Source organism: Modestobacter sp. VKM Ac-2984 (genome assembly GCF_026967985.1).
GTDB lineage: Bacteria > Actinomycetota > Actinomycetes > Mycobacteriales > Geodermatophilaceae > Modestobacter.
Genome location: NZ_JAPVBJ010000007.1, coordinates 178,467 through 203,483, shown reverse-complemented (window position 1 = coordinate 203,483; position 25,017 = coordinate 178,467). Strand labels below are relative to the sequence as shown.

Here is a 25,017-nt window from a genome sequence, read left to right as displayed (position 1 = left end):
CCCCGTGTACCGTCCGCCGTGTTTAGGGGAGGCTAACCTACGGAAGGGCTCGTTCGTGACGGAGCACACGCCGACCGCACATCTGTTCTCGGGATCGACGGTCGACCACTACGCCGCGGTCGTCACCGCCGCGCTCGGCGCGCTCACCGACCGCGTGCGGGTGGTCCGCCGCCCCCGGTCGGGGGCGCCGCAGCAGGACCTCGAGGAGCTCGTGGCCGGCGTCGACCTCGAGGTCCCCCTCGGCGACACGTTCTCCGCCCTCAAGGAGACCTCCCGGCTCTACCTCGAGCACGCGGTGTGGTTCCACGAGCCCGGCTACGTGGCCCACCTCAACTGCCCGGTCGCGATCCCGGCCCTGGCGGCCGACCTGCTCGCCTCCGCCGTCAACACCTCGGTCGACACCTACGACCAGTCGACGACGGCCACCCTCATCGAACGCCGGCTGATCGCCTGGGCCGCCGGCCGCGCCGGCCTGGGCCCCGACGCGGACGGCGTGTTCACCAGCGGCGGCACCCAGTCCAACCTGCACGCGCTGCTGCTGGCCCGCGACGAGGCGCTCGCCGCACTGCCGGGCGGCGTCCTGGCCCCGGGCTCCCGGCTGCGGGTGCTCGCCACCGACCAGGCGCACTTCAGCGTCGGCAAGGCCGCCCGCCTGCTCGGGCTCGGCGCCGACGCGGTGCTGCCGGTGGCCACCGACGCACGACACCGGATGGACCCGGCCGCGCTGCGGCAGGTCGCCGAGGGGGTCCGTGCCACCGGTGACGTCGTCATGGCGGTGTCCGTCACCGCCGGCACCACCGACCTCGGCCGGATCGACCCGCTCCCCGCGGTGGCCGACGTCTGCGCGGAGATCGGCGCGTGGTTGCACGTCGACGCCGCGTACGGGGGTGGGCTGCTGGTGTCCCGCCGCCGGCGGCACCTGCTCGACGGCATCGAGCGCGCCGACTCGGTGACCGTGGACTTCCACAAGACCTTCTTCCAGCCGGTGGCGTCCTCGGCGGTGCTGGTGCGCGACGCCGCCACGCTGCGGCACGTCACCCACCACGCCGCCTACCTCAACCCGCGTGGCGAGCGGGCGCCGAACCAGGTCGACCGCAGCCTGCAGACCACCCGGCGCTTCGACGCGCTCAAGCTGTGGGTGACGCTGCGCGCCATGGGGGCCGACGCGATCGGTGCGGCCTTCGACGCGTGCCTGGACCTGGCCGTCCAGGTCCACGAGGACCTGTGCGCCGACCCGGACATCGAGGTGCACAGCGAACCGACGCTGAGCACCGTCCTGTTCCGGCACCGCCCCACCGGCCCGGACGGCCCGCTCGACCCGGCCGCCGCCGACCAGCTCGTCGCCGGCATCCGCGAGCGGCTGTTCGAGGAGGGGGAGGCGGTCGTCGCGCGCACCGTCATCGACGGGCGTCCGTGGCTGAAGCTGACCCTGCTCAACCCGGCGACCACCCGGGCCGACGTCCGGGCGGTGGTCGACCTGGTGCGGGCGGCCGGGGAGGACCTGCTCGCGGAGTCCGCCGCGGCCCCGGACGTGGCGGCGCCGAGCGCGCTGGCCCTCGCCGGCGGGCGGGTCGGGGCATGAGCACCACGCCCCTGGACGCCGCACCGGTGCACGACTTCGTCGCCATCGGGATCGGGCCGTTCAACCTCGGCCTGGCCGCGCTCACCGCCCCGGTGCCCGACCTGTCCGGCGTCTTCCTCGACGAGCACGAGGAGTTCTCCTGGCACCCCGGGATGATGATCGAGGGCACCACCCTCCAGGTCCCGTTCCTGGCCGACCTGGTGACCATGGCCGACCCGACGTCGCCGTACTCCTTCCTGGCGCACCTCAAGGCGACCGGCCGGCTCTACCCCTTCTACATCCGCGAGGACTTCCACCCGCTGCGCGCGGAGTACGACGCCTACTGCCGCTGGGTCGCCGAGCGGGTGCCCGGCCTCCGGTGGGGCCGGCGCGTCGAGCGGGTCGAGCACGACGCCGCCGCGGGCGTCTACCGGGTGCTGGCCCGCGACGTCCGCTCCGGGGAGCCGGAGGTGCACCTGGGCCGGCGGCTGGTCCTCGGCGTCGGGACGGCGCCGTGGGTCCCCGAGCCGGTGCGGGACCTGCCCGGCCCGGCCTGGCACAGCTCGCGCTACCTGGAGCACAAGGAGGAGCTGCAGACCCTCGGGCACGTGACCGTCGTGGGCAGCGGGCAGAGCGCCGCGGAGGTGTACCTCGACCTGCTCACCGACGCCGACCGGCTCGGGTACCGAGTCGACTGGCTCACCCGTTCCCCCCGGTTCTTCCCCATGGAGTACACGAAGCTGACCCTGGAGATGACCTCACCGGAGTACGCCCGCTACCACCACGCCCTGCCGATGGGGCGGCGCGACGCCCTCGCCCGCGAGCAGCGCCACCTCTACAAGGGCATCAGCGGCACCCTGGTGGACGCCATCTACGACACCCTGTACCGCACGGGACGGCGCGGTGCGGTGCCCTCGTCGCTGCACACCGGCGTCGAGGTGGTCGGTGCCCGCTGGGACGCCGAGCAGCGGCGCTACGAGCTGCGGCTGCACCACGCCGAGCAGGGGCGCACGGTCACCCGCCCGACCCAGGGGCTGGTCCTGGCGACCGGCTACCGGTCCCGGGTGCCGGCGTTCCTGGACCCGGTGCGTGACCGGATCCGCTGGGACGCGCGCGGCCGGTACGACGTGGCGCTGGACTACGCGGTGGACGTCACCGGCGAGGAGGTCTTCGTGCAGAACGCCGAGGAGCACACCCACAGCCTCACCGCCCCCGACCTGGGCATGGGCCCCTACCGGAACTCGGTGATCGTCAACGCGATGTGCGGCCGGGAGATCTACCCGGTCGAGCAGCACATCGCCTACCAGGAGTTCGGGGTGGAGCTCGAGGACACCGACGCGCTGCCCGACGAGGCGGGGCTGACGGCGACCGGGGCCCTGCGATGAGCGCCGCTCCCGCCGCGCCCCCCTGGTCGGTCCGCACGCCGGTCGGGGTGCTGACGCTGGAACCGCTCGACGTCGACCGCGACCTGGACCTGCTGCACTCCTGGGTCACCCACCCGCGCTCGGTCTACTGGCTGATGCAGGACGCCGAGCCGGCCGCGGTGCGCACCGCCTACGCCGCGATCACCGCCGACCCGCACCACGACGCGTGGCTGGGCCGGGTCGACGGGACCCCGGCGTTCCTCGCCGAGACCTACGACCCCCGCCACCGGGAGCTCGTCGGCGTCTGGGCGGCCGAGCCCGGCGACGTCGGGATGCACGTCCTCGTCGCCCCGCCGGCCGAGGGCGCCCCGCCCGTCCGCGGCCTGACCTCGGCGGTGATGGCGACGGTCGTGCGCTTCGCCCTGGACCGCCCCGGTGCGCGCCGGGTGGTCGTCGAGCCGGACGCGCGCAACGCCGCGATCCGGGCCAAGAACCGGGCCGCGGGCTTCGTCGAGCACGGCCTGGTCGACCTGGGGCACAAGACGGCGGCGCTGAGCACCTGCACGCCGGCGTCCTTCGCGGCGAGCGAGCTGGGCGGGGTGCTGGCATGACCGCGTCCACGACCGAGCTGGTCGCGGACGCCGTCCCGCTTGGCGCCGACCACCTCGAGCCGGTGGCGATGGCCCGGGCGCACCGGCACGTCGTCACCAAGGCGCTGTCGGAGTTCAGCCACGAACGCCTCGTCTCCCCCGAGGTGGACGGCGGCCCGGCCGACGACCTGGGACGCAGCTGGTGGTCGCTGGGCACCGCCCCCGGGGTCCGGTACCGCTTCACCGCGCGGGTGCTGCCGCTCGAGCACTGGGACGTCGACCCGGCCTCGGTCACCCGCACCGTCGACGGCGCCGACGCACCGCTGGACGCCCTCGCCCTCGTCGGCGAGCTGCAGCACGACCTCGGCATCCCCGACCAGCTGCTGGGCACCTACCTGGAGGAGGTCAGCGCGACCCTCGCCGGGGCGGCCTGGAAGCTGCACCACCGCCGCGCCGACGCCCGGGAGCTGGCCCGCGCCGACCTGCAGACCGTCGAGCGCTCGATGACCGAGGGACACCCGGCGTTCGTGGCCAACAACGGGCGGATCGGCTTCGGGCTGGCCGACACCGCCGCCTACGCCCCCGAGTCCGGGGCCCCGGTCCGGTTGGTCTGGCTGGCGGCCCGCCGCGAGCACACCCATCTCGCCTGCGGTGCCGGCGTCGACGAGCAACAGCTGTACGAGAGCCAGCTCGGCGAGGAGCTGCTCGCGCGGTTCGCCGACCGGCTGCGGTCGCTGGGGCTGGACCCGGCCGACTTCCTCTACCTGCCCGTGCACCCGTGGCAGTGGGAGCACCGGCTGGCGGTCACCTTCGCCGCCGACGTCGGCCGGCGCGACCTGGTGCCGGTGGGCCACAGCGAGGACCGTTACCAGGCCCAGCAGTCGATCCGGACGTTCTTCGACCTCGACCGCCCCGACCGGCACTACGTCAAGACCGCGCTGGCGATCCAGAACATGGGGTTCCTGCGCGGGCTCTCGCCGGCCTACATGCAGGCGACCCCGGCGATCAACGACTGGGTCGCCGAGGTCGTCACCGGCGACCCCGAGCTCGTGGCCAGCGGGTTCGGGGTGCTGCGCGAGCTCGCGTCGGTGGGCTACACCGGCGACGCCTACCACCGGATGGCCGCCCGCGGGCTGCGCTCGCCGTACCAGCGGATGGTCGCGGCGCTGTGGCGGGAGAGCCCGGTGCCGCGGCTGGGGCCGGGCGAGCGGGCGATGACGATGGCGGCGCTGCTGCACCGGGACGCCGAGGGCCGCTCGCTGGTCGGCGGCCTGGTCGTCGACTCGGGCCTGGACCCGCGCAGCTGGCTGCGGCGCTACCTCGACGCCTACCTCCGCCCGGTCGTGCACTGCCTGCTCGCCCAGGACCTCGCCTTCATGCCGCACGGGGAGAACGTCATCCTCGTGCTGGCGGGCTCGGTGCCGACCCGGGTCCTGATGAAGGACGTCGGGGAGGAGGTCGCCGTCTTCGGTGACCGGCCGCTGCCCGCGGGCGTCGAGCGGGTGCGGGTCGACTACCCGGACGACGTGCGGCTGCTGTCGGTCTTCACCGACGTCTTCGACGGCTTCCTCCGGTACCTCGCCGGCGTGCTGGACGCCGACGGGCTGCTGGACGCCGAGGAGGTCTGGGGCTGCGTCGCCGACTGCCTGCGGGCGCACCGGGACGCCCACCCGGACCTGCACCGGCGCTTCGACCTCTTCACGCGGGAGTTCCAGCACTCGTGCCTGAACCGGCTGCAGCTGCGCAACACGACGCAGATGGTCGACCTGGCCGACCAGGCGTCCTCGCTGCTGTACGCCGGGACGCTGGCCAACCCGGTCGCCGCACACCGGTGACGACACAGGCCGGGGTGACCCGCGACCCGTGGGGCGTGCCGACCGTGCGGGCCGGCTCGCTCGACGACCTCGCCTGGGCGCAGGGTCGGGTCACCGCCGTCGACCGTGCGTGGCAGCTGGAGGTGGAGCGGTGGCGGAGCGAGGCGACGCTGGCCGCGCACGTCGGCGCCGCCGGGCTGTCCTGGGACGACTTCGCCGCCCGCGCCCGGCTCGACGACACCGCCCGCCGCTGCCACGACGCCCTCGACCCGGAGACCCGGCGCTGGGTCGCCGCCTACGTGGCGGGCGTGCGCGAGGGGCTGGCCGAGGGCGCCGCCCGGTCACCGGAGCTGCAGGCGCTCGGCCTGCCCCGGGGCGGGGACGGCGGCTGGCAGCCGTGGACCCCGCTGGGGGTCTTCCTGGTCCACCACGTGCTGTTCGGCTCGCTGGGGACGACGGTCTGGCGGGGGCACCTGCTGCGCTCCTTCGGGCCCCGGCTCGGGCCCGACCTCGCCGCCGCGCTCGGCCTGGGACCACCGGACGGCAGCAACGCGGTCGCGGTGACCGGGTCCCGGACCGCGTCCGGGCTGCCGCTCGTCGCCGGTGACCCGCACCGGCTGCTGGAACGCCCCGGCGTCTACCAGCAGGTGCACCTCGTGGTGGACGGGCCCGAGGCCCTCGACGTGGTCGGGCTCGCCTTCCCCGGCGTCCCGGGGGTCGCGCACTTCGGCCACACCGGCACGGTGGCGTGGGCGGTGACCAACGCGATGGCCGTGCACCAGGACCTCTACCGGGAGCGTCTGCGCCGCGACGGCGACCGGCTGCAGGCCCTCGGGCCGGACGGCTGGGAGCCGGCCGAGACGGCGACGGTCCGGCTGGCCGTCCGCGACGGCGAGCCGGTGACCGTCGAGACCGTGGAGACCGCCCGCGGACCGGTGGTCGTGCCGGCCTGGTCCGGGGGTGAGGAGCCCGAGGCACTGAGCCTGCGCGCCCCGAGCCGGGTGGACGCCGCGCTCGGGTTCGAGGCGCTGCCACGGCTGCTGCGCGCACGGACCGCCGGGGACGTCGAGGCCGCCCTCGCGTCGTGGGTCGAGCCGGTGAACAGCGTGCTGGTCGCCGACACCACCGGCGACGTGCGCCAGCTGATCGCCGGCCGGGTGCCCGACCGGGCGGCCGACAACCGCTGGCACCCGGTGCCGGCGTGGGACCGGGCGCACGCCTGGCGCGGCACCTGCCCTCCCCCGGCAGGGCTGCGCGTCTCCGACGGCGCACCGTGGGACGGCGTTGCGGTGACCGCCAACGACGCGCGCCCGGACGTCGCCCCGTACGGCACGGTCTTCGCCCCACCGCACCGCGCCGCCCGGCTCCGCGCCCTCGTCGGCGACCGCACCGGCCTGCGGGTCGAGGACCTCGCCGAGCTGCTGGTCGACACCGCCTCCCCCGCCACCGGGCTGCTCGACGCCCTCCGCCGGGACACCGGGCCGGAGACCGGCACCCCCGCCGCCCGGCTGCGCGCCGAGCTGCTGGCCTGGGACGGCCGGATGGACGCCGGCAGCCTCGGCGCCGGGGCCTTCGCCGCCTGGCGCAGCGCCCTGGTGCGGCGGGTGCTGGACCTGCCGCTGCTCGCCCCGCTGCACCAGCCGACCGGCGTCCCGGAGGTGCTGGGCCCGTGGCTCTCCCCCGTGGAGCGGGTCGGGACGGCGCTGGAGCGACTGCTCGACGTCCTCCCGCGGCACGGCGTCGACGTCGACGCGCTGGTCCGCGACGCCCTCGCCGACGCCGCGACCGCCCCCGCACCGGACTGGGGGGCGACGCACCGGCTGCGGACCGTGCACTCCCTCGACGGCACCGGCTGGGCGGAGACCGTCGTCCGGCCCGCCGACGGGCTGCCGCTGGCCGGTGACACCAACTGCGTCCTCGCGACCGCGAGCCTGCCCGGGCTCACCGACCTGTGCCTGCGCGGACCGGTGGCCCGCTACGTCTGGGCCCTCGCCGATCGCGACGCCAGCCGCTGGGTGGTCCCGCTGGGCGCCGACGGTGTGCCCGGTCCGCACGCCGAGGACCAGACCGCGCTCTGGGCCCGCGGCTCCCTGATCCCCGTCCCACCCACCCGACCTCATCCCCGTCCCACCCGCTCGACCGGAGGAGATCCCGTGACCGATGCCCGCCTCGCCGAGGGCACCCACCCCTTCGGGGAGGGCCGCACCCTCGAGGTGCGCCGCCTGGACCCCGACCGCGACGCCCCGCTCGTGCACTCCTGGGTGCGGGAGGAGCGCGCCCGGTTCTGGGGGATGACCGACCACACCGAGGAGCAGGTGCGGGACATCTACGCCTACGTCGACTCGCTGGACACCCACCACGCCTGGCTGGTGTCCGTGGACGACCGGCCCGTGGGGCTGCTGCAGACCTACCAGCCGGCCGCCGACCCGGTGGGCGAGGTGTACGACGTCGAGCCCGGCGACCTCGGCATCCACGTGCTGCTGGCCCCTGCGACGACCCCGGAGCCGGGCTTCACCCTCCGGCTCGCCGCTGCCCTCGGCGCGGTTGCGCTCGCGGACCCGACCATCCGGCGCGTCGTCGTCGAGCCCGACGCCGGCAACGAGGGCGCTCTGGAGCGGCTGCGCCGCACCGGCTTCGAGCTCGGCCCCGAGGTCGAGCTGCCGACCAAACGCGCGCGGCTGGCGTTCCTGCGCCGGGACGTCCTCGAGGCGCTGCTGGCCGCGTGACGGTCGAGGCCGGGCCCCAGCCTGCGGCGGTGGCCTACGACGCGCTCGCGGAGAGCATCGCGCTCATCGAGCACGGCGTGCCGGAGGCACCGCCCCGGCTGAGTCGACGCCGACGGTTCGTCCCGTTGGGGGTGGACGTCGACGGAGACGTCGCGTGCACGCTCTTCGCCCGCCGCAGCGTCGGCCACGTGGCCCGGGAGACCTGGGCCCTCGTGCGACGGGGGCAGGCGTGGGCGGTGCTCGGTGGCGGCGGGGGCGGCCTCGAGGAGGACGACCTCACCGACCGCCCCGGGGCGGCGGTCCTGGGCGGTCACCTGGTGTGGACCGGCGGTGGCGCGACGGCGCGGAACGCCGGGCGGTCGATGCCCTGGGGTGCCCGCTACGTCTCGCACGCCCTGCTGCGCGCGGGTCCTGCGGTCGACCGGGTCGTCGTCGGCGGGCGGGAGATCCGGGTCCCCCGGCACGGGCACCTGGTGGTGGTCTGGGGCGGCAAACAGCCACCGGCCGCAGAGGCGCTGACCTCCGACGGCCGGCGGCTGGTCAGCCTGCGGGTGGACCGGCGCAGCCGGCTCCCCGAGTGGTACCGCTACTGAGCCGCGGGCTCAGTGCTCGTCGTAGTGGCCGTCGTGCTCGGCGTGCCGGTGCCCGTCGTGCACGTAGTCGACGTGGCCCTCGTGCTCGACCGCCTCGTGGCCGCAGCTGGGACCGTGCTGGTGCTCGTGCTGCTCCTGGTGCGGGGTGCAGGTGGGTGCGCTCATCGTCTGCTCCTGGATCGGTCGCCCGGCGCACCCGGGGCTGAGGTGGGGACGGCGACCACCCACCGGTACCCGCACCGGAGCGCACCGACGCACGGACGGGCGGTCAGCGGCGGCGGGTGAGCAGCCAGTGCAGCCCGACGCCGATCGCGGCGCCGGTGCTGTTGGTCCCGATGTCGACCAGGGACGGGTAGCGCGCCGGCAGGAACAGCGCCTGGACGAGCTCGACGCCCACCGACCCGGCCACGCACGCCAGCCAGACCGCCCACCGGGGCCACCCGGGCAGCGACCAGCACAGCAGCAGCGCCAGCGGGACGAACAGCAGCACGTTCCCGCCGCGCTCGACCAGCGGGAAGGCCACCGACCACGGGAGGTCGGTGGCCTCGATCACCGTGCGGGTGATCGGGCCGGAGAACCGGCCCATCGGGGTGGGCCGCAGCGTCACGAAGGCGCCGAGGGCCAGGTAGCCGGCGAGCAGCCCGCGGGCCCACCACCGCCCCGGGCCGGGGCGGTGGTCCGGATCGGCGACCACCGGGTCCCGGGTCAGTCCACCGAGACGAGGTCGACGACGAACACCAGGTCGGAGCCGGGAGGGATGCCCGGCGGGGGCTGGTCGCCGTAGGCGAGGGCGCTGGGGATGGTGATGACCCGCCGGCCGCCGACCTGCATGCCCTCGATCCCCTGCTCGAAGCCGGGGATCACCTGGCCGGCGCCGAGGGGGACGGGCAGGGTCTCGTCCTCGCCCCGGTCCCAGGACGCGTCGAACTCCTCGCCGGTCCCGTAGAAGGCGCCGACGTACTTGACCTGCGCGGTGCTGCCCACGGTGGCCTCGGCGCCGTCGCCGACGACGACGTCCTCGGTCACCAGTTCGGTGGGCGCCGGGGCGTCCGTCGGCGGCACCTCCGGCCGCACGCTCAGGTCGGTGGAGACCTCGGTCGCCACCTCCTCGACGGGTGCCTCGTCGACGGGTGCCTCGTCGACGGCGGGCGCCTCCTCCTCCAGGGGTGCCTCGACCGGCGCCTCGGCCAGTTCGGCCGGTTCGTCACCGCCACAGGCGGCGAGCGGGAGCGACAGGGCGAGCGACAGCGGCACGGCGAGCAGCGTGCGGCGGACGGTGCGGTGGTTCATGAAGGGTCTCCTGGCCGAGCAGGTGCTCGAGTCGAGGCGGGCATTCGGCACGGCCAGCCGGTCCAGGACGCCGGCCGTGCGGTCATCAGCACATCACAGCTTCGCCAGTGAAGCCCTGTTCCATCTGGCGGTGAGGCGTTCCCAGCCACTAGCTTTCCCGAAACGTCCGCGACGGCAGGGGGTCACCCAATGTCCGCATCGATCATCGTGGGGCTCGACGGGAGCGAGGCGAGCGGGCGAGCGGCTGATGCCGCTGCCGACGCGGCGCGCAGACACGACCTGCGCCTGGTGCTCGCCTGCGTCGTCCCCTGGTCGCCCTACTCGTTCTCCACGGCGGAGGAGAACGAACGCCGCACGATCGACAAGGAACGCGAGGCGAAGTCGGCCCGCGAGCGGGTGCTCGACCCCGCGGTCGCCCGGCTGTCGGCCGCCGGCGACCTGACCGTCGAGGGCGTCGTCCGGCACGGGCACCCCGCCGAGACGCTCGTCTCCCTCGCCCGCGAGGAGGACGCCGCCTGGATCATCGTCGGCCGGGTCGGCCAGAGCCGGGTGCGCACGCTGCTGTTCGGGTCCACCCCGAGCAGCCTCATCCAACTGTCCCCGATCCCGGTCCTGGTGGTCCCGTGAACACGTCGCTCCCCTCCCCGCAGGCCGCCACGTTCGACGAGCAGGTCAACGACGTCTTCGCGCCGATCTCGGACTTCATCGTCGGGATCGTCTTCTACAGCGTCCCGCTGGACTTCATCGACGAGGGCGTCGTGCTGCCGCTGATCGTGGTCTGGCTCGTCCTGGCCGGGATCTTCTTCACGGTCTACCTGAAGGGCTTCCAGTTCCGGGCCTTCGGTCACGCGATCCAGCTGATCAAGGGCAAGTACGACGACCCGAACGACGCCGGGGAGGTGACGCACTTCCAGGCGCTGGCGACCGCCGTCTCCGGGACGGTGGGCCTCGGGAACATCGCCGGGGTCGCGGTGGCCATCTCCCTCGGCGGACCGGGGGCGACGTTCTGGATGATCATCGCCGGCCTCGTCGGCATGTGCACCAAGGGCGTCGAGTGCACCCTCGGCGTCAAGTACCGCAGGGTCTACGACGACGGCCGGGTCTCCGGTGGGCCCATGTACTACCTGAGCCAGGGGCTGAAGGAGAAGGGCAAGGGCACGCTGGGCAAGGTCCTCGCGGTCCTGTTCTGCATCTTCACCCTGGGCGGCGCCGTCGGCGGCGGGAACATGTTCCAGGCCAACCAGGCCTTCGCCCAGGCCCAGTCGGTGACCGGCGGCGAGGACGGCTGGCTCGGGTTCGGGGCGGCCGGTGCCGTCTTCGGCCTGGTGCTCGCGATCCTGGTCGGTGCGGTGATCATCGGCGGGATCCGGAGCATCGCCCGCGTCACCGACAAGCTCGTCCCGTTCATGGCCGTCTTCTACGTCATCGCCTGCCTCTCCGTGCTGTTCGCCAACTTCACCGAGATCCCCGATGCCCTCTGGGAGATCCTCCGGACGGCGTTCAGCCCCGAGGCCGGGTTCGGCGGCGTCGTCGGCGTGCTCATCCAGGGCTTCCGGCGGGCGGCCTTCAGCAACGAGGCCGGGCTGGGGTCGGCCGCGATCGCCCACTCCGCGGTGAAGACGAACGAGCCGGCGACCGAGGGCCACGTCGCCGTCCTCGAGCCCTTCATCGACACCGTCGTCATCTGCACGATGACCGCGCTGGCCATCGTGATCACCGGCACCTGGGCGGACGAGGCCAGTGCCCCGGGCGTGGAGACGACCTCCGCCGCCTTCGAGACGGTGGCGGACTGGTTCCCGATCGTGCTGGCGGTCGCGGTGATCCTGTTCGCCTACTCCACGATGCTGGCCTGGAGCTACTACGGGTTGAAGGCGTCGACCTACCTGTTCGGCGAGTCGATGGTGGTGGACCGGACCTGGAAGCTGATCTTCTGCATCTTCGTGGTCATCGGGGCCTCCTCGACCCTCGACGCGGTGATCGGCTTCTCCGACAGCATGATCTTCCTGATGTCGCTGCCGAACATCATCGGGCTCTACATCCTGAGCCGGGTGGTGAAGCGGGAGCTCTTCGGCTACCGCGAGCGGTTGGCCCACGGGGCGCTGCTGCCGGTCGCCGAGCGGGGCATCACGCCCTCCCCGACGGGCGGCAGCACCGCCGCCACCACGGGCGTCGACGGCACCACCCCGAACCCGCCGCCCTCGGTCGAGGACCGCTGACCTGTCGCTCCGGCGGGTGCTCCCGGACTCCGAGCACCCGCCGGACGACGAGCTCAGCGAACGTCGGTCACGCGGCGCCGAGGGCGTCGGCGACGCGGTGGTGGACGGCGGCGTCCGCCCCGCGGTTCTGCCGCTCGAGCGTGCGGGCCAGTGCGCGGCGGGCCCACCCGTTGGCCGGGGCCAGCTCCACCAGCCGGGCCAGCGCCTCCTCGGCGCGGCTCAGCTGGGCCGAACCGAAGTAGCTGCGGGCCAGCAGCTCCAGCGCGGCCTGGTTGTCCGGCTCGGCGGCGAGCACCCCGTCCAGGACACGGGCGGCCTCCGCGGGCTGCCCCATCGCGAAGAAGAGGTCCGCGCGCAGGTACTCCGAGTGCAGGTCGATCTCGTACGGCTGGTTCATGACGCTCCTTCCACCGGCCCGTAACAGCGCCGTCCGCACGGCTCTTCCCGGCGTGTCGTGCACACGGCGCATCCGTCCGAGCCGTCATCGACGAAGCCCCCGTGTCTGGTCATCCACACGACGGAGGCAACCCATGAGCGTGCGCGAGAACCTGCGACACCGTCGGCCGAACCGTTCGGACGATGCGAACCAGACCGACGAGGGTGGCGGGTCGGTGGTCTACACCGTGCAGCGCGTCGGCGCGGTGGTCGTGGGCCTGATCCTGCTCACCTTCGGCCTGCTCGGCTTCGCCGACGGGCTGGCCTACTTCTCCACCGACGGCGGCGAGGTGGCCGGCCTGTCCTCCAACGGCCTGCTCTCCACGATCTCGGTGGTCACCGCGCTGGTGCTGGTGGTCACCGCGTTCCTCGGGCCCCGCGCCGCGTCGAACACGATGCTGCTGATCGGCATCCTGTTCCTGATCTCGGCGCTGGCCAACCTCGCGGTGCTGGAGAGCGAGTTCAACCTGCTGGCGTTCTCGATGGCCAACGTCATCTTCTCCATCGGCGCCGGCCTGGTGCTGCTGACGCTGGGCGCCTACGGCCGGGTCAGCGGCAACCTGCCGGACGACAGCCCGTACAAGGAGGACCCCGGCCCGGAGGTCTCCCCCGAGGACCTCGACCCGCAGCTGCCGCAGACCCCGGCGGAGGCGGCGGCCGAGCACGACATGCGGGAGGCCGAGCTCGCCGTCGTCGAGCACCGCGCCACCGCCGAGCAGCAGCGCCGGGTGGACGCGATGGCGAAGGTGCGCACCCGGGCCGACCGGCGGCGGGTCTGGATGTCCTTCGACCGGACGTCGCTGACCTGACCGGGAGGGGCGGGCTCGACTGCCCAGGGTGCGGCGGGAAGTAGCCTCGCGGGCGCCATGTCTTTCCCCGGGACCTCCCTCCCCGCTCAGCGCGAGCGCGCCGATGCCTGCCCCGGCGCGCTGCAGACCCACGCCGCCGCCGACGGCGGGCTGGCCCGGGTCCGGGTGCCGGGCGGGGCGATCGGCGCGGTGCAGCTGCAGGCGCTGGCGGCCGCGGCCCGGGAGCTCGGGAACGGGCACCTGGAGCTGACCAGCCGGGGCAACGTGCAGCTGCGCGGGTTGCCGGCCGGTGCGGAGGCCGAGCTGGGCGACCGGCTGGCCGCCGCCGGCCTGCTGCCCAGCGCCACGCACGAGCGGGTGCGCAACGTGCTGGCCAGCACCCTGTCCGGGCGCACTCCGGGCGGGCACGTCGACGCCCGGCCGTGGGTCGGTGCCTTCGACGCCGGGCTGCGTGCCGACCCGGCGCTGGCCGAGCTGCCCGGCCGTTTCCTGCTGACCCTGGACGACGGGCGGGGCGACGTCGCCGGTCTCGGCGGGGACGTCGGCCTGCTGGCGCTCTCCGCCGGCTCGGTGGCCCTGCTGCTCGGCGGCGTCGACTCCGGCCTGCGCTGCGCCCCGGACGACGCGGTCGCGCTGGCCCTGGACGCCACCCACGCCTTCCTCGCCGAGCGCGCCGCCCAGGGCTCGACCGCCTGGCGGCTGGCCGAGCTCGCCGACGGCCCCACCCGCGTCGCCACCCGCCTGAGGGGCCAAAGTCGCGACTTTGGCCCTTCGGTCGAGGTGCCGGGGGCGCCGGTGGTGGGGCCGGTCGGGGCGGCGACGCAGCTCGACGGCCGGACGGCGCTCATCGGCGTCGTCCCGTTGGGCCGGCTGACCGCCGACCAGGCCGATCTCCTCGCCCGGCTCGCCGCCGACGTGCAGTTGACCCCGTGGCGCAGCGTCGTCGTGCCCGACCTGGCCGAGGACGCCGTGGACGACGCCGCCGTCGACCTGTTCCGCACCGGCATGGTCTTCGACGAGGCGAGCCCCTGGCTGCAGGTGACCACCTGCGCCGGCCGCCCGGGCTGCGCCAAGTCGCTGGCCGACGTCCGCGCCGACGCCGTCACCGCCGTCTCCACCCGGACGCTGCCCGCCGGCGGCGCCCGACAGCACTGGGCCGGCTGCGAACGCCGCTGCGGCCGACCGCAGGGCGGGGTCGTCGACGTCGTCGCGACGCCGTCCGGCTACGAACTCCGGATCGAAGAGGACTGATGTACTCCTACGAGCACGACGGCGCCGAGATCTACCGGCAGTCCTTCGCCATGATCCGCGCCGAGGCCGACCTGTCCGGGCTGCCCGAGGACGTCGCCCAGGTCGCCGTCCGGATGATCCACGCCTGCGGTCAGGTCGACCTGGCGGCCGACGTGGCCTTCTCCCCCGACGTCGTCCGGGCCGGCCGCAAGGCGCTGGAGTCCGGCGCCCCGGTGCTGTGCGACTCCCAGATGGTCGCCTCCGGGGTGACCCGCAAACGGCTGCCGGCGTTCAACGAGGTCGTCTGCACCCTCAACGACCCGCGCACCCCCGACCTGGCCCGGGAGATGGGCACCACCCGCACCGCCGCGGCGATGCACCTGTGGGGTGACCGGCTGGACGGCGCCGTCGTCGCGATCGGCAACGCCCCCACCGCGCTGTTCCACCTGCTGGAGATGATCCGTGACGGGGCCCCGCGGCCGGCCGCCGTCATCGGCATCCCGGTGGGCTTCATCGGGGCGGTGGAGTCCAAGGAGGCGCTGGCCGCCGCCGACCTGGAGTTCCTCGCCGTCCGCGGCCGGCGCGGCGGCAGCGCCATCACCGCCGCCGCGGTCAACGCGATGGCGAGCACCGCCGAATGAGGGGCCAAAGTCGCGATTTTGGCCCTTCGGCGGGGACAGGGCGGCTGTACGGGGTCGGGCTGGGGCCGGGCGATCCGGAGCTGGTGACGGTCAAGGCCGCCCGGCTGATCGGCGCCGCGGACGTCGTCGCCTTCCACGCCGCCCAGCACGGCCGCTCGGTCGCCCGCGGGCTGGCCGCGCCGTACCTGCGCGAGGGCCAGGTCGAGGAGCTGCTGGTCTACCCGGTCACCACCGAGACCACCGACCACCCCGGCGGTTACCAGGGGGCGATCGACGAGTTCTACGAGGCCGCCGCCGCCCGCCTGGCCGCGCACCTGGACGCCGGCCGGGACGTCGTCGTCCTCGCCGAGGGCGACCCGTTCTTCTACGGCTCGTACATGCACATGCACAAGCGGCTGGCCCACCGGTACCCCACCGAGGTCGTCCCGGGCGTCACCAGCGTCAGCGGCGCCGCCGCGGTGCTCGGCCGGCCGCTGGTCGAGCGGGACGAGGTGCTCACCGTGCTGCCCGGCACGCTGCCCGCCGACGAGCTCGCCGAGTGGCTGTCGACCACCGACTCCGCTGCGGTGCTGAAGCTGGGCCGCACCTTCACAGGAGTCCGGGAGGCGTTCGACGCCGCCGGGGTGCTCGACCGCGCCTGGTACGTGGAGCGGGCCACCACCGACCGGCAGCGGGTCGAGCCGCTCGCCGACGTCGACCCGGCCACCGTCCCGTACTTCTCCCTCGCCCTGCTGCCCAGCGAGCTCACCGGGCCGGGCAACCACCCCGAACGGGCCGAGGACGACGGACCCCGGCGCGGTGACGTCGTGGTCGTCGGCCTGGGCCCCGGGCAGCGCAGCTGGACGACGCCGGAGGCCGCCGAGGCGCTGGCCCGCGCCGACGACCTGGTCGGCTACGGCCCCTACCTGGACCGGGTGGAGGTCAACCCCCGGCAGACCCGGCACCCCAGCGACAACCGGGTGGAGGCCGAGCGGGCCGCGGCGGCGCTGCGGCTGGCGCAGTCCGGACGGCGGGTCGCGGTCGTCTCCAGCGGTGATCCCGGCGTGTTCGCGATGGCCGCCGCGGTGCTCGAGGTCGCCGCGCAGCCGGAGTTCGCCGACGTCGAGGTCCGGGTGCTGCCCGGGCTCACGGCGGCGCAGGCGGTGGCCTCCCGGGTGGGGGCGCCGCTCGGGCACGACTTCGCGATCATCTCGCTGTCCGACGTCCTCAAGCCGTGGGACGTCGTGCTGGACCGGCTGCGGCACGCGGCCGCCGCCGACCTGGTGCTCGCGCTCTACAACCCGCGCTCCAAGGCGCGCCCGCACCAGCTGGGCGAGGCGCACAAGGTGCTGCTGGACGTGAAGGACCCCGCGACGGTCGTCGTCATCGGCCGGGACGTCGGCGGGCCTGAGGAGTCGGTCACCGTGACCACCCTCGGTGAGTTCGACCCCGACACGGTCGACATGCGCTGCCTGGTGATGATCGGCTCCACCCAGACCCGGGTGACGCCGTCCGGCCAGGTCTTCACCTCCCGCCGCTACCCCGGCTGACCTGATGCGCGCCGTCCTCATGCTCCTGGTGGCGGCGCTCGCCGGCTGCGCCGGCCAGCCGCAGGGGTGCACCGAGATGGCGGCGCTCACCGTCGTCGCCGTCGACACCAGCGCGCTGGACCTGCCCGCCGGGACGACGGCGGAGGTCTGCCTGGACGACGAGTGCACCGGCGTGGAGGTCGGCGCGGACCCGCGCTCGTCCCAGGGCGTCTGGTGGGAACGGGAGATCCCGGACGTCGAGACGGTGCAGGTCTCCCTGACACTGCGCGACCCGGCCGGCACCAGGCTGTGGTCGGCCAGTGCACCGGTCGACACCGAGGTGACCCGGCCGAACGGGCCCGGCTGCGGCGAGTGGACCGTGCTGCCTGTGCTCACGGCGACCTCGGACGGCCGGCTCACCGCGTGACGGTGGGAACACGACCGGCTCGTTGCGGCTTGCACCGGTTCGTGCCGCGCCGTGAGCTCGCCCGCCCCGCCGCCTTCTGGTCGGTGGCGGTGCTGCTGACGCTGATGCTCGCCGCGTCCGGGGTGCCCTCACCGCTGTACCGGGTCTACGCGGAGGAGTTCGGCTTCGGCTCCGGGCTGATCACCGTCGTCTTCGGCGTCTACGCCTTCGCCCTGCTGGTGTCGCTGCTGGTGGTCGGGGCGCTGTCGGACCACGTGGGTCGCCGCCCGGTGCTCGCCGCCGCGCTGCTGCTCGAGGCCGTCTCGATGGTGCTGTTCCTGACCGCCGACGGGGTGGAGTGGCTGCTGCTGGCCCGCATCGTCCAGGGGCTGGCCACCGGCGCGCTGACCGGCGCGTTCGGCGCCGCGCTGCTGGACCTGCAGCGCCCGGACCGGCCGCTGGGCGCCCTGGTCAACTCCGCGGCCCCGGCCGTGGGGCTCTCGGTCGGTGCGGTGAGCGCCGGCCTGGCGGTCGAGTTCCTGCCCGCGCCGACCAGCTGGGTCTTCGGCGCGCTCACCGTGCTGTGCCTGGCCGCCGCCGCCGGGGTGTGGGTGTTCCTGCCGGAGTCCTCCCCCCGCCTGCCCGGCGCGGCGCGGTCGCTGCGGCCCAGCGTGCAGGTGCCTGCGTCGCAGCGCCGCGCGTTCGTCGTCGTCCTGCCCTGCCTGGTCGCCACCTGGGCGCTGGGCGGGCTCTACGCCTCGCTCGGCCCGTCGCTGGTGGCCGGCGTCTTCGACGTGCAGGACCACGTCGTGGGCAGCCTGGTCATCCTCGCGCTCAACGGCACCGGCCTGGTCGGCTCGCTCTCCATGCGCACCGTGGCGCCGGCCCGGGCGATGGTCGTCGGTGCCCTGGTCTTCGCCGTCGGGGTGGCCGGCACCGTGGCCGCGCTGGCCGCCGGCTCGCTCCCACTGTTCTTCGTCGCCGCGGTGGTCTCCGGCTTCGGGTTCGGGGCGGCGTTCCTCGGCGCGATGGCCACCGTCACCCAGGGCGTCGCCCCCGGCCAGCGGGCCGCCCTGCTGTCCGCGGTCTTCACCGCCAGCTACCTGGCGTTCAGCGTCCCGGCGATCGCGGCGGGGGTGGCGGCCGGGTACGTCGGCCTGGAGCGGACGGCGCAGGTCTACGGCGTGACCGTGATCGTGCTGGCCCTGCTGGCGGTGGGCGGCCTGGCCCTGCACGCCCGCCGTCCCGCAGCTCCTGTCCCGGAGCCCGCGCACCGGTCTCCCGCCGCCGCGCTCGACTGAGCCTGGCGCCGGGTGCTCGTGCTCTGCTCACCCGTGGTGAGCAGAGCACGAGCTGCACGGGAGACGGGGGTCAGCTGCCGGCGCGGGTCACCGCCGCGCAGAACCGGGAGTGGTCCTCGCGCGCCTCGGTGAGCGGCCCGACCACCTCCTCGTCGGTCACTTCGCCGACCCGGTCCAGCAACCGCCGCCGCACCTGTCTGGCCCGTCTCCGCGCGCCGGCGTGCACCAGGGGCCGGGCCAGCAACGCCAGCAACAGCCCGGCGAGCAGGCCGCCGGCCAGCAGCAGCGTCGGCAGCGGGATGCCCTCCACCCGGGGCAGCGGGACGACGTCGTCCAGCTGGAGCAGCCCCAGGCCGACGAGGCCGAGCAGCCACAGCGCGCCGGCCAGCGCAGTGAGCACGAGCAGCCACTGCAGCCCGCCGACGGCCCGCTGCCACAGCGGCGTGCGATCCGGGCCGAGGTCGGTACCGGTGACCGCCCGGTCCAGCCGGTCGGCCAGCCGCTCCTCGGAGAACTCGGCGGTGCGGCGCAGCTCGTCCCGCCAGGCCTGCGGCAGCCCCTGCCCGGCGGCGTCCCGTGCCCGGCGCAGCGCCGCGACCAGCCCCGCCTGCTGCACGGCGCCGGCCGGGGGCAGCGAGCTGCGCGCCGCCTCGCTGCCCAGGTGCAGCCGGCCCAGCGGGTCGGCCCGGAGCTTGCCGGTCCAGCGCAGCACCGGCCACCCGGTGTGCGCGGCACCGCTGCGGCGGGCCGAGCGTTCCACGGCGCTGACCACGGCCGGCACGCCGGCGGCGTCGGCCAGCGCCTCGGTCAGGCCCGCCCACTCGTCGGCGTCGCGGCTGCGGTCGGGGCCGGCGTCGGGGGCGCAGTGCTGGGCGAGCGCACCGGCTGCGGCGCGGGCATCGGCGGCCAGCCGGTCGGTGGCCGCTCGGCGTGCGGCGACCCGGCGGCCCAGCTCGGCCCGCAGCTCGGGCAGGCCGGCGCCGGTGCGGGCCGCGGTGGGCAGCACCGGGGTCGCCGCCAGGCCCTCCCGGTCCAGCAGCCCCCGGAGGTCGGCCAGGCAGGCGCGGGCGGCCGGCTCGTCGAGCCGGTCGACCTGGTTGAGGACGACGACCAGCACCCCCGCGTGCCCGGCCAGCGGCGCCAGGTACTGCGAGTGCACCGCGGCGTCGGCGTACTTCTGCGGGTCCAGCACCCACACGAGCACGTCGACCAGCTCCACCAGCCGGTCGACCTCCAGCCGGTTCTCCAGCCGGACGCTGTCGTGGTCGGGCAGGTCGAGCAGCACCAGCCCGTCGAGCGCGGGATCACCCGCCTCGACCCGGTGCCGGCGGGGCACCTGCAGCCAGTCGAGCAGCCGGTCCGCGCCGTCCGGGCCCCACACGCTGGCGTGCGCCACGCCGGTCGTCGGACGGCGCACGCCCGGGGTGCTCACCTCGCTGCCGCTGAGCGCGTTGAACAGCGTGGACTTCCCGCTGCCGGTCGCCCCGGCGAGCGCCACGACGGTGGCGTCACCGAGGGCCTCCCGGGCACCGGCCTTGGCCAGGAGCGTGCGCGCGCTGGCCGCCTCCGGCACCTCCAGCCGCTCCTCGGCCACCTCGACCGCCTCGCGCAGCGCGGCCAGCCGGTCGGTCAGGGACAGCTCGCTGCGCCGCCCGAGCCTCACGCGCCCGCTCCCTGGGCGGCAGCCAGCGTCTGCGCGGCCGACCGCAGCTCGGCGTCGGCGCCCGGCGCCGGGGCGACGTCAGCGAGCAGCACGTCGAAGCGACGCTGCTCGGTGAGCAGCAGCCGGTCGGCGCGGGCGTCCAGGTCGGCCCGCGCCCGGGCGGCGAGCTCGCGCACCGCCGCGTCCCCGAACACCGCCTCCAGCACCCGCTGGCCGACCGCGGTGGTGCCGCCGGCGATGGCCACCTCTGCACCCGACAACCCGGCGGTGGAGGCGAAGACGGCGACCATCACCACCGCACCCGCGCCGTTGACGCCCCAGGACAGCAACCGGGCCCGGGACCGCTTGCCCGCCCCCTCGCTGCGCACCAGCTCCAGCACCGTGCCCTGCCAGGCACGCACCTCGTCGGCCGAGGCACCGGCGAACGACGGCGAGACGCCGTCCAGCTCGGTCTCCCGGCCGTCGATCAGGTCGATCCCACCGGGGAGGGTCCGCCAGTTGGTGACCGTCTTCTCCGCGGCCCGGTCGGCCTCGGCCCGCAGCAGCAGCTCGACCCCGGACTCCAGTGCACCGGCCAGGTCGTCGGCGGGGTTGCTGCGGCCGGAGAACGCGGCGGCGACCCGGTCGCGCAGTCGGCCCACGTGGCCCTGCAGGCTGCGCATCCACTCGCCGGTGCCGACGAACTCCTGCCAGCGGGCGAGCACCTCCCCGCGCAGCAGGCTGCCGTTGCCGACGGCCTCGTGGACAGCCGCCCGCGCCCGGGCGTAGGAGGCGTCCGCGGCGGCCTGCAGCGCCTCGGCGGCGACCGCCTGCTCGGCGACGCCGGCGACGACGACGTCGACCCGGTCGTGCAGGCTCTCCAGCGCCCCGGCCAGGGTCTGCCGGATGACCGCCGCCCGCTGCTCGGCGTCGGCGGCGAGCGCGTGCAGCCAGTCGCGCAGCGGTGCGACCTGGTCCTCGGGCAGGAACCCGTCGGTCAGCGGGCGCTCCTCGACCACGAACAGCCGGGCGCTCTCCAGCCGGGCCCGGCGCAGCATCCCGGCCAGGTCGTCGGCGACCTCGACCACCGCCTCGGGCGGCACCCGGTCCAGCACGATCGCCAGCGCCGTCCCCCGCTCCTGGGCCGTGCGCAGCAGGTCCCAGGGGACGGCGTCGGCGTAGCGGGCCGCCGTCGTCACGAAGACCCACAGGTCGGCGGCGGCCAGCAGCTGCCCGGCCAGGTCACGGTTGGCCTCGACCACCGAGTCGACGTCCGGGGCGTCGACCAGGGCCAGCCCGGCCGGCAGCGCCTCGGAGACGACCAGCTGCAGCCCGCCGGGCCCGGCCTCCCCGCCGGTGGTGCGGGTCAGCCCGGGCAGCACCCGGTCACCGGCGAACGCGGCCCGGTCGGCGGGGGCACAGACCAGCACCGGGGCGCGGGTCGTCGGGCGGAGCACGCCGGGGGTGGTGACCCGGGCGCCCAGCAGGCTGTTGACCAGCGTGGACTTGCCGGCGCCGGTCGAGCCGCCGACCACGGTGAGCAGCGGTGCGTCCAGGTCGCGCAGCCGGGGCAGCAGGTAGTCGTCGACCTGGTCGACGACCGAGCGGGCGGTGCGGGCGGCGGCGCCCCGGCCCGGGACGGCCAGGCCGAGCGGTGCGGAGGCGACCCGGTCGCGCAGCTGCTGCAGGGCGTCGGGCAGCCCGGGCGGGGAGGTCATGCCGGGGATCTTGCCCGGGACGCCGACCGCTCACCCCTCGGCCGGGTGAGGCCCGGTCAGTCGCGCAGCGGCCAGGGCACGACCGGGCCGGCCGAGGTGCCCTCGCCGTCGTCGTGCTCGTGGCTGCCGGCCGCGTGGGACAGCGCCGCCAGCAGGAGGACCAGTTCCTCGCGGTCCAGCCCGGCGGTCAGGTCGGCCAGGTCGAGCGGCTGGCCCTCCGCGAGGCTCGCCGCCGCCCGCAGGAGCCGCAGCTGCCCGCCGCTGCCGGCGATGGCACCTCTACGGAGCGCGCCGTCGAGATCGGCCCACTGCACCGCGGCCCACGGCCCGCCGTCGGCTGCATCGGCGTCGAGCGCGATGGTGATCAGACCGGCGCCCTGCAGCCGGGGCAGCCAGTGGCCGGAATCGGCCAGCAGCAGCACCGCCGCCTCGGCCGCGTAGTCACCCACCGCCGCACGCAGCAACGCGCTCTCCAGGTCCAGCGGGTCGAGGTCGACCGCCTGCGGTTCGCCCAGCACTGCACACCACCTCCGTCGTCCCCCACTGTGCACCGTGGGTCCGACGGTCCGCGGCCGGAACGCCACGGCCGGACCGGGTGTCAGCCCGCGACGCCGTCCGGGTCGCGGCTCGGTGCCGCCAGCCGGAGGGCCACCGCCTGCACGACCAGGGTGAGCACCGCGATCCCCACCACGAGCACGTAGTGCAGCCACCAGGGCTGCCCGTGCCCGAGGAGCAGGGCGCCGGAGAAGAGCGCCGCGGCGATGGCGATGCTGGACCAGCGGCGGTAGGGGTCCGACAGCTCCGCCGAGGCCTCCCGCAGCCGCAGCGGTCGCGCCGCCGCGCTCGTCGCCCGCTGAGCCTGGTGCACCGCGAGGGCCATGCCGACCAGCACGAGAGCGCACCCGAGGACGACCGCCATGCGCGGACGGTAGTCCCGCTGCCGCCTCTCGTGCACCCCTCCGGAGCCGGACCGGAGCCGGCTCTGCCCGGACGTCCGCCGTGGTCACCGCCCTCCGTGGTCACCGTCGTCCGCACGTCGGCACCGGGTGACGACGGCGGCCGGCGCCCCGCGAGGGGACACCGGCCGCCGGCTGGTGCTGAGAGGTCGGTCAGGGGATGAGCAGCCGGACCTCCTGGGTGGTGCCGGCGGTGGCCAGCGACCACGTGCCGTCGTCGCCCGGGACGAGCGTCCAGGTGGCGCACTCGCCCGCCTTGCCCTCCTTGCCCGCCTTCTCCGCCGGGAGCAGCCGGAGCCGCGCCGGGGCGCTGCCGGTGGTGCAGGACGTCGAGGCGAGCACCGAGCCGGTGGCGGCGTTGGTGACCGTGTAGCCGGCGCCGCCGGCGGAGGTCACCGTCCAGGTCTGGCAGGAGCCCGCGACCCGGGTCTCCATCCGCACCTTGTTGCCGTTGCCCTTGGCGTTGCCGTTGCCGTTGGCGTTGCCGTTGCCCTTGGCCGCCTTGCACCCGGCCACACCCAGGGTCTGCGTCTGGTCGGTGGCGCTCCCCAGCAGGACGTCACCGACCGGCTGGAACCGGAACTGCTGGTCAGCCGCGCCGGTCGGCGTGGCCACGCCGAGGTCGGCGCCCGGGCTCCGCCCCTCGGCCGTCCACACGAGGTTGCGCCCCGCGATGGAGGAGATCGTCGTGTAGCCGTCCGGCGCAGGCGAGAACAGCCAGCGCTGGCAGACGTTGTAGAAGAAGTTGCCCAACCAGTCGAACTGGCCGACGTCGCCGCTCGTCTGCGCCTCCGCGCAGCCGGGGAAGTCGGCGGCCATGTTGCTCTTCCGGTTCTGGAACCGCGAACCCGTCTCGCTGCCGTCGGTGACCTGCGCAGCGTCCCGGGCGTCGATCTGCCACTGCTGGCAGGGGTCGGTCGGCGAGGCGTCGGCCAGGGCCACGTTGGCCCCGGCGTAGCCGCAGGTCACGTTGGACACGACCGCGGCACCGTCCCGCGGGACCACCTGCACGTAGGCCGAGCCGTGACCGGCCGAACGGCTCGGGTTCACCGGGTCGCTCACCGTCGGCCAGCCATCGGCCCAGGACAGCGTGCGCACGTTGAGCCGCGGCGTGCCGTCGGACAGTGCGTCGTAGTAGTGGTTGACGAAGTAGTCGACACCGCCGGCGGAGTAGACGTCCGGGTGGCCGGTGCCCTGGAACTCGTTGTAGCCGCGCAGCACCTCGGTGCCGCCGCCCTCCAGCAGGGAGACGCCGTCCCGGTCCAGGTACGGGCCGGTGATGGACGTCGACCGGCCGACGACCACCCGGTAGTCGCTCTCCTCGCCGCGGCAGCAGTAGTCGAAGGCGGCGAACAGGTAGTAGTGGTCGCCGTTGCGGATGATCGAGGGCCCCTCGACGGGGTTGTACTGGATCCCCCGGTCGACGAGGGGGAGCACCGGGGCGCCGGCGGCGATCTTCCCGGTCTCCGGGTCGAGCGCGACGATCTTCAGGCCGCCGAAGAAGGAGCCGAAGGTCAGCCACTCGCCACCCTCGGCGTCGGTGACGTGGTTGGCGTCGATCGCGTTGTACTCGTCGCTGCCGGCCTCGCTCTCCAGCACCGGGCCGCGGTCGACCCAGCCGTAGTCGGGGTCGGCCGGGTCCAGCGACGCCGTCGTCGCCAGTGCCGTGACGGAGTTGGTCGTGCCGAAGCGGGAGGCGGAGTAGTAGAGCCGCCACTCACTGCCGGTCCAGCTGAGGTCCGGCGCCCAGGCGTCCTGCGGCGCGTCGGCCGGGGTCGCGCCGATGGCGGTGAGGACACCGGCGGGCAGCTGGGTGAAGACCGGCGGCAGCTCCTCCCACGTGCGGAGGTCCTTCGACCGCTTCATCGGGATGTAGTCGCTGCCCGTGGCGGCGTCGCCGGTGACCGCGAGGTAGAACCAGTCCCCCTCCTTGACCAGGGTGGGGTCGTGCGCGATCGGGTCCGCGGGGCGGTCGGGTCCGGCCACCAGCGGTGGCGCGGCGGGCGTCGGCGCGGCGGCGGCCGGGGCGGTGAGCGCTGCTGAGCCGACCAGGACGGCGGCTGTGAGCGCGGGCACCCACGCCCGGCGGAGGAGGGAACGGGTCATGGGCGGACTCTCTTCAGGCGGGCGTCCACCCCATCGGGGACGCTGGGACACCGGCGCTGTGCGGCGCTGGTGACGGCGTGAGTCTGCTCACTCTTTTACAACGATGCAACC

General features: G+C 75.1%; 23 protein-coding genes. 14 read left to right on the top strand and 9 right to left on the bottom strand.

Annotated features, from left to right (window positions below):
• The first annotated feature begins 55 nt into the window (after positions 1-55).
• Genes O2W16_RS15650 through O2W16_RS15625 form a run of 6 tightly spaced genes read left to right on the top strand, consistent with a single transcriptional unit; the run spans position 56 to position 8,648 of the window.
• Complete coding sequence (locus O2W16_RS15650; RefSeq protein ID WP_269159738.1) at positions 56-1,582, top strand: pyridoxal phosphate-dependent decarboxylase family protein; 1,527 nt, start codon at positions 56-58, stop codon at positions 1,580-1,582.
• Positions 1,579-2,946, top strand: coding sequence for a lysine N(6)-hydroxylase/L-ornithine N(5)-oxygenase family protein (locus tag O2W16_RS15645; protein ID WP_269159737.1), 1,368 nt, complete (start codon positions 1,579-1,581; stop codon positions 2,944-2,946). The genes O2W16_RS15650 and O2W16_RS15645 overlap by 4 nt, the downstream gene beginning before the upstream one ends.
• The gene (locus O2W16_RS15640; RefSeq protein ID WP_269159736.1) at positions 2,943-3,536 is read left to right on the top strand and encodes a GNAT family N-acetyltransferase; all 594 of its coding nucleotides are present in this window, start codon (positions 2,943-2,945) and stop codon (positions 3,534-3,536) included. The genes O2W16_RS15645 and O2W16_RS15640 overlap by 4 nt, the downstream gene beginning before the upstream one ends.
• Positions 3,533-5,350 (top strand): IucA/IucC family protein, encoded by a 1,818-nt coding sequence (locus tag O2W16_RS15635; RefSeq protein ID WP_269159735.1) that lies wholly within the window; start codon positions 3,533-3,535, stop codon positions 5,348-5,350. The genes O2W16_RS15640 and O2W16_RS15635 overlap by 4 nt, the downstream gene beginning before the upstream one ends.
• Positions 5,351-5,364: 14 nt before the next feature.
• Positions 5,365-8,055: a GNAT family N-acetyltransferase gene (locus O2W16_RS15630; RefSeq protein WP_269159734.1), complete on the top strand. Its 2,691-nt coding sequence runs from the start codon at positions 5,365-5,367 to the stop codon at positions 8,053-8,055.
• A 29-nt stretch (positions 8,056-8,084) separates the two neighbouring features.
• Complete coding sequence (locus tag O2W16_RS15625; RefSeq protein WP_269159733.1) at positions 8,085-8,648, top strand: hypothetical protein; 564 nt, start codon at positions 8,085-8,087, stop codon at positions 8,646-8,648.
• Between the two features lie 9 nt (positions 8,649-8,657).
• On the opposite strand, the gene O2W16_RS15620 is transcribed toward O2W16_RS15625, so the two are convergent.
• The 3 genes from O2W16_RS15620 to O2W16_RS15610 form a co-directional block, all read right to left on the bottom strand.
• Positions 8,658-8,813, bottom strand: a complete 156-nt coding sequence (locus tag O2W16_RS15620) for a hypothetical protein (RefSeq protein WP_269159732.1) — start codon at positions 8,811-8,813, stop codon at positions 8,658-8,660.
• Positions 8,814-8,916: 103 nt separating this feature from the next.
• A complete protein-coding gene (locus O2W16_RS15615; RefSeq protein ID WP_269159731.1) occupies positions 8,917-9,342 on the bottom strand; it encodes a VanZ family protein in 426 nt (141 codons plus the stop codon).
• An 11-nt stretch (positions 9,343-9,353) separates the two neighbouring features.
• Positions 9,354-9,938, bottom strand: coding sequence for an FKBP-type peptidyl-prolyl cis-trans isomerase (locus O2W16_RS15610; protein WP_269159730.1), 585 nt, complete (start codon positions 9,936-9,938; stop codon positions 9,354-9,356).
• 189 nt (positions 9,939-10,127) lie between these two features.
• Between O2W16_RS15610 and O2W16_RS15605 the strand changes: the two genes are divergently transcribed.
• Together O2W16_RS15605 and O2W16_RS15600 are read left to right on the top strand one after the other, a co-directional pair.
• Positions 10,128-10,565 (top strand): universal stress protein, encoded by a 438-nt coding sequence (locus tag O2W16_RS15605; protein WP_269159729.1) that lies wholly within the window; start codon positions 10,128-10,130, stop codon positions 10,563-10,565.
• Positions 10,562-12,154 carry an alanine/glycine:cation symporter family protein gene (locus O2W16_RS15600; protein ID WP_269159728.1) on the top strand — a complete coding sequence of 531 codons (1,593 nt, stop codon included), beginning with the start codon at positions 10,562-10,564 and terminating at the stop codon, positions 12,152-12,154. Before O2W16_RS15605 ends, O2W16_RS15600 begins: the two co-directional genes overlap by 4 nt.
• 67 nt (positions 12,155-12,221) lie before the next feature.
• On the opposite strand, the gene O2W16_RS15595 is transcribed toward O2W16_RS15600, so the two are convergent.
• Positions 12,222-12,551 (bottom strand): tetratricopeptide repeat protein, encoded by a 330-nt coding sequence (locus O2W16_RS15595; protein WP_269159727.1) that lies wholly within the window; start codon positions 12,549-12,551, stop codon positions 12,222-12,224.
• Between the two features lie 133 nt (positions 12,552-12,684).
• Here O2W16_RS15595 and O2W16_RS15590 point away from each other — a divergent pair, with 133 nt between their 5' ends.
• Genes O2W16_RS15590 through O2W16_RS15565 form a run of 6 tightly spaced genes read left to right on the top strand, consistent with a single transcriptional unit; the run spans position 12,685 to position 18,484 of the window.
• Positions 12,685-13,398 carry a DUF4383 domain-containing protein gene (locus O2W16_RS15590; protein ID WP_269159726.1) on the top strand — a complete coding sequence of 238 codons (714 nt, stop codon included), beginning with the start codon at positions 12,685-12,687 and terminating at the stop codon, positions 13,396-13,398.
• Positions 13,399-13,455: 57 nt separating this feature from the next.
• Positions 13,456-14,649, top strand: a complete 1,194-nt coding sequence (gene cobG / locus O2W16_RS15585; RefSeq protein ID WP_269159725.1) for a precorrin-3B synthase — start codon at positions 13,456-13,458, stop codon at positions 14,647-14,649.
• A complete protein-coding gene (locus O2W16_RS15580) occupies positions 14,649-15,269 on the top strand; it encodes a precorrin-8X methylmutase (RefSeq protein ID WP_269159724.1) in 621 nt (206 codons plus the stop codon). Before cobG ends, O2W16_RS15580 begins: the two co-directional genes overlap by 1 nt.
• Positions 15,266-16,798, top strand: a complete 1,533-nt coding sequence (locus O2W16_RS15575; RefSeq protein ID WP_269159723.1) for a precorrin-2 C(20)-methyltransferase — start codon at positions 15,266-15,268, stop codon at positions 16,796-16,798. The genes O2W16_RS15580 and O2W16_RS15575 overlap by 4 nt, the downstream gene beginning before the upstream one ends.
• Before the next feature lie 4 nt (positions 16,799-16,802).
• Complete coding sequence (locus O2W16_RS15570; protein WP_269159722.1) at positions 16,803-17,204, top strand: hypothetical protein; 402 nt, start codon at positions 16,803-16,805, stop codon at positions 17,202-17,204.
• Between the two features lie 29 nt (positions 17,205-17,233).
• A complete protein-coding gene (locus O2W16_RS15565) occupies positions 17,234-18,484 on the top strand; it encodes an MFS transporter (RefSeq protein WP_269159721.1) in 1,251 nt (416 codons plus the stop codon).
• Between the two features lie 70 nt (positions 18,485-18,554).
• On the opposite strand, the gene O2W16_RS15560 is transcribed toward O2W16_RS15565, so the two are convergent.
• The 5 genes from O2W16_RS15560 to O2W16_RS15540 form a co-directional block, all read right to left on the bottom strand.
• Positions 18,555-20,147 carry a YfjP family GTPase gene (locus tag O2W16_RS15560; protein ID WP_269159720.1) on the bottom strand — a complete coding sequence of 531 codons (1,593 nt, stop codon included), beginning with the start codon at positions 20,145-20,147 and terminating at the stop codon, positions 18,555-18,557.
• Positions 20,144-21,844, bottom strand: coding sequence for an ABC transporter (locus O2W16_RS15555; RefSeq protein ID WP_269159719.1), 1,701 nt, complete (start codon positions 21,842-21,844; stop codon positions 20,144-20,146). Before O2W16_RS15555 ends, O2W16_RS15560 begins: the two co-directional genes overlap by 4 nt.
• 56 nt (positions 21,845-21,900) lie before the next feature.
• Positions 21,901-22,362, bottom strand: a complete 462-nt coding sequence (locus O2W16_RS15550; protein ID WP_269159718.1) for a hypothetical protein — start codon at positions 22,360-22,362, stop codon at positions 21,901-21,903.
• Between the two features lie 80 nt (positions 22,363-22,442).
• Entirely contained in the window at positions 22,443-22,763 is a 321-nt protein-coding gene (locus O2W16_RS15545) for a hypothetical protein (protein WP_269159717.1), read from the bottom strand.
• A 190-nt stretch (positions 22,764-22,953) separates the two neighbouring features.
• Positions 22,954-24,906 (bottom strand): family 43 glycosylhydrolase, encoded by a 1,953-nt coding sequence (locus tag O2W16_RS15540; RefSeq protein WP_269159716.1) that lies wholly within the window; start codon positions 24,904-24,906, stop codon positions 22,954-22,956.
• Between the last annotated feature and the right edge of the window lie 111 nt (positions 24,907-25,017).

What these genes read in the sequence shown, in the direction of transcription:
- O2W16_RS15540 (WP_269159716.1), bottom strand. Translation starts at nt 24,906, where the DNA reads ATGACCCGTTCCCTCCTCCGCCGGGCGTGGGTGCCCGCGCTCACAGCC.
- O2W16_RS15575 (WP_269159723.1), top strand. Translation starts at nt 15,266, where the DNA reads ATGAGGGGCCAAAGTCGCGATTTTGGCCCTTCGGCGGGGACAGGGCGG.
- cobG (WP_269159725.1), top strand. Translation starts at nt 13,456, where the DNA reads ATGTCTTTCCCCGGGACCTCCCTCCCCGCTCAGCGCGAGCGCGCCGAT.
- O2W16_RS15570 (WP_269159722.1), top strand. Translation starts at nt 16,803, where the DNA reads ATGCGCGCCGTCCTCATGCTCCTGGTGGCGGCGCTCGCCGGCTGCGCC.
- O2W16_RS15555 (WP_269159719.1), bottom strand. Translation starts at nt 21,844, where the DNA reads ATGACCTCCCCGCCCGGGCTGCCCGACGCCCTGCAGCAGCTGCGCGAC.
- O2W16_RS15620 (WP_269159732.1), bottom strand. Translation starts at nt 8,813, where the DNA reads ATGAGCGCACCCACCTGCACCCCGCACCAGGAGCAGCACGAGCACCAG.
- O2W16_RS15605 (WP_269159729.1), top strand. Translation starts at nt 10,128, where the DNA reads ATGTCCGCATCGATCATCGTGGGGCTCGACGGGAGCGAGGCGAGCGGG.
- O2W16_RS15590 (WP_269159726.1), top strand. Translation starts at nt 12,685, where the DNA reads ATGAGCGTGCGCGAGAACCTGCGACACCGTCGGCCGAACCGTTCGGAC.
- O2W16_RS15545 (WP_269159717.1), bottom strand. Translation starts at nt 22,763, where the DNA reads ATGGCGGTCGTCCTCGGGTGCGCTCTCGTGCTGGTCGGCATGGCCCTC.
- O2W16_RS15645 (WP_269159737.1), top strand. Translation starts at nt 1,579, where the DNA reads ATGAGCACCACGCCCCTGGACGCCGCACCGGTGCACGACTTCGTCGCC.
- O2W16_RS15635 (WP_269159735.1), top strand. Translation starts at nt 3,533, where the DNA reads ATGACCGCGTCCACGACCGAGCTGGTCGCGGACGCCGTCCCGCTTGGC.
- O2W16_RS15580 (WP_269159724.1), top strand. Translation starts at nt 14,649, where the DNA reads ATGTACTCCTACGAGCACGACGGCGCCGAGATCTACCGGCAGTCCTTC.
- O2W16_RS15610 (WP_269159730.1), bottom strand. Translation starts at nt 9,938, where the DNA reads ATGAACCACCGCACCGTCCGCCGCACGCTGCTCGCCGTGCCGCTGTCG.
- O2W16_RS15595 (WP_269159727.1), bottom strand. Translation starts at nt 12,551, where the DNA reads ATGAACCAGCCGTACGAGATCGACCTGCACTCGGAGTACCTGCGCGCG.
- O2W16_RS15640 (WP_269159736.1), top strand. Translation starts at nt 2,943, where the DNA reads ATGAGCGCCGCTCCCGCCGCGCCCCCCTGGTCGGTCCGCACGCCGGTC.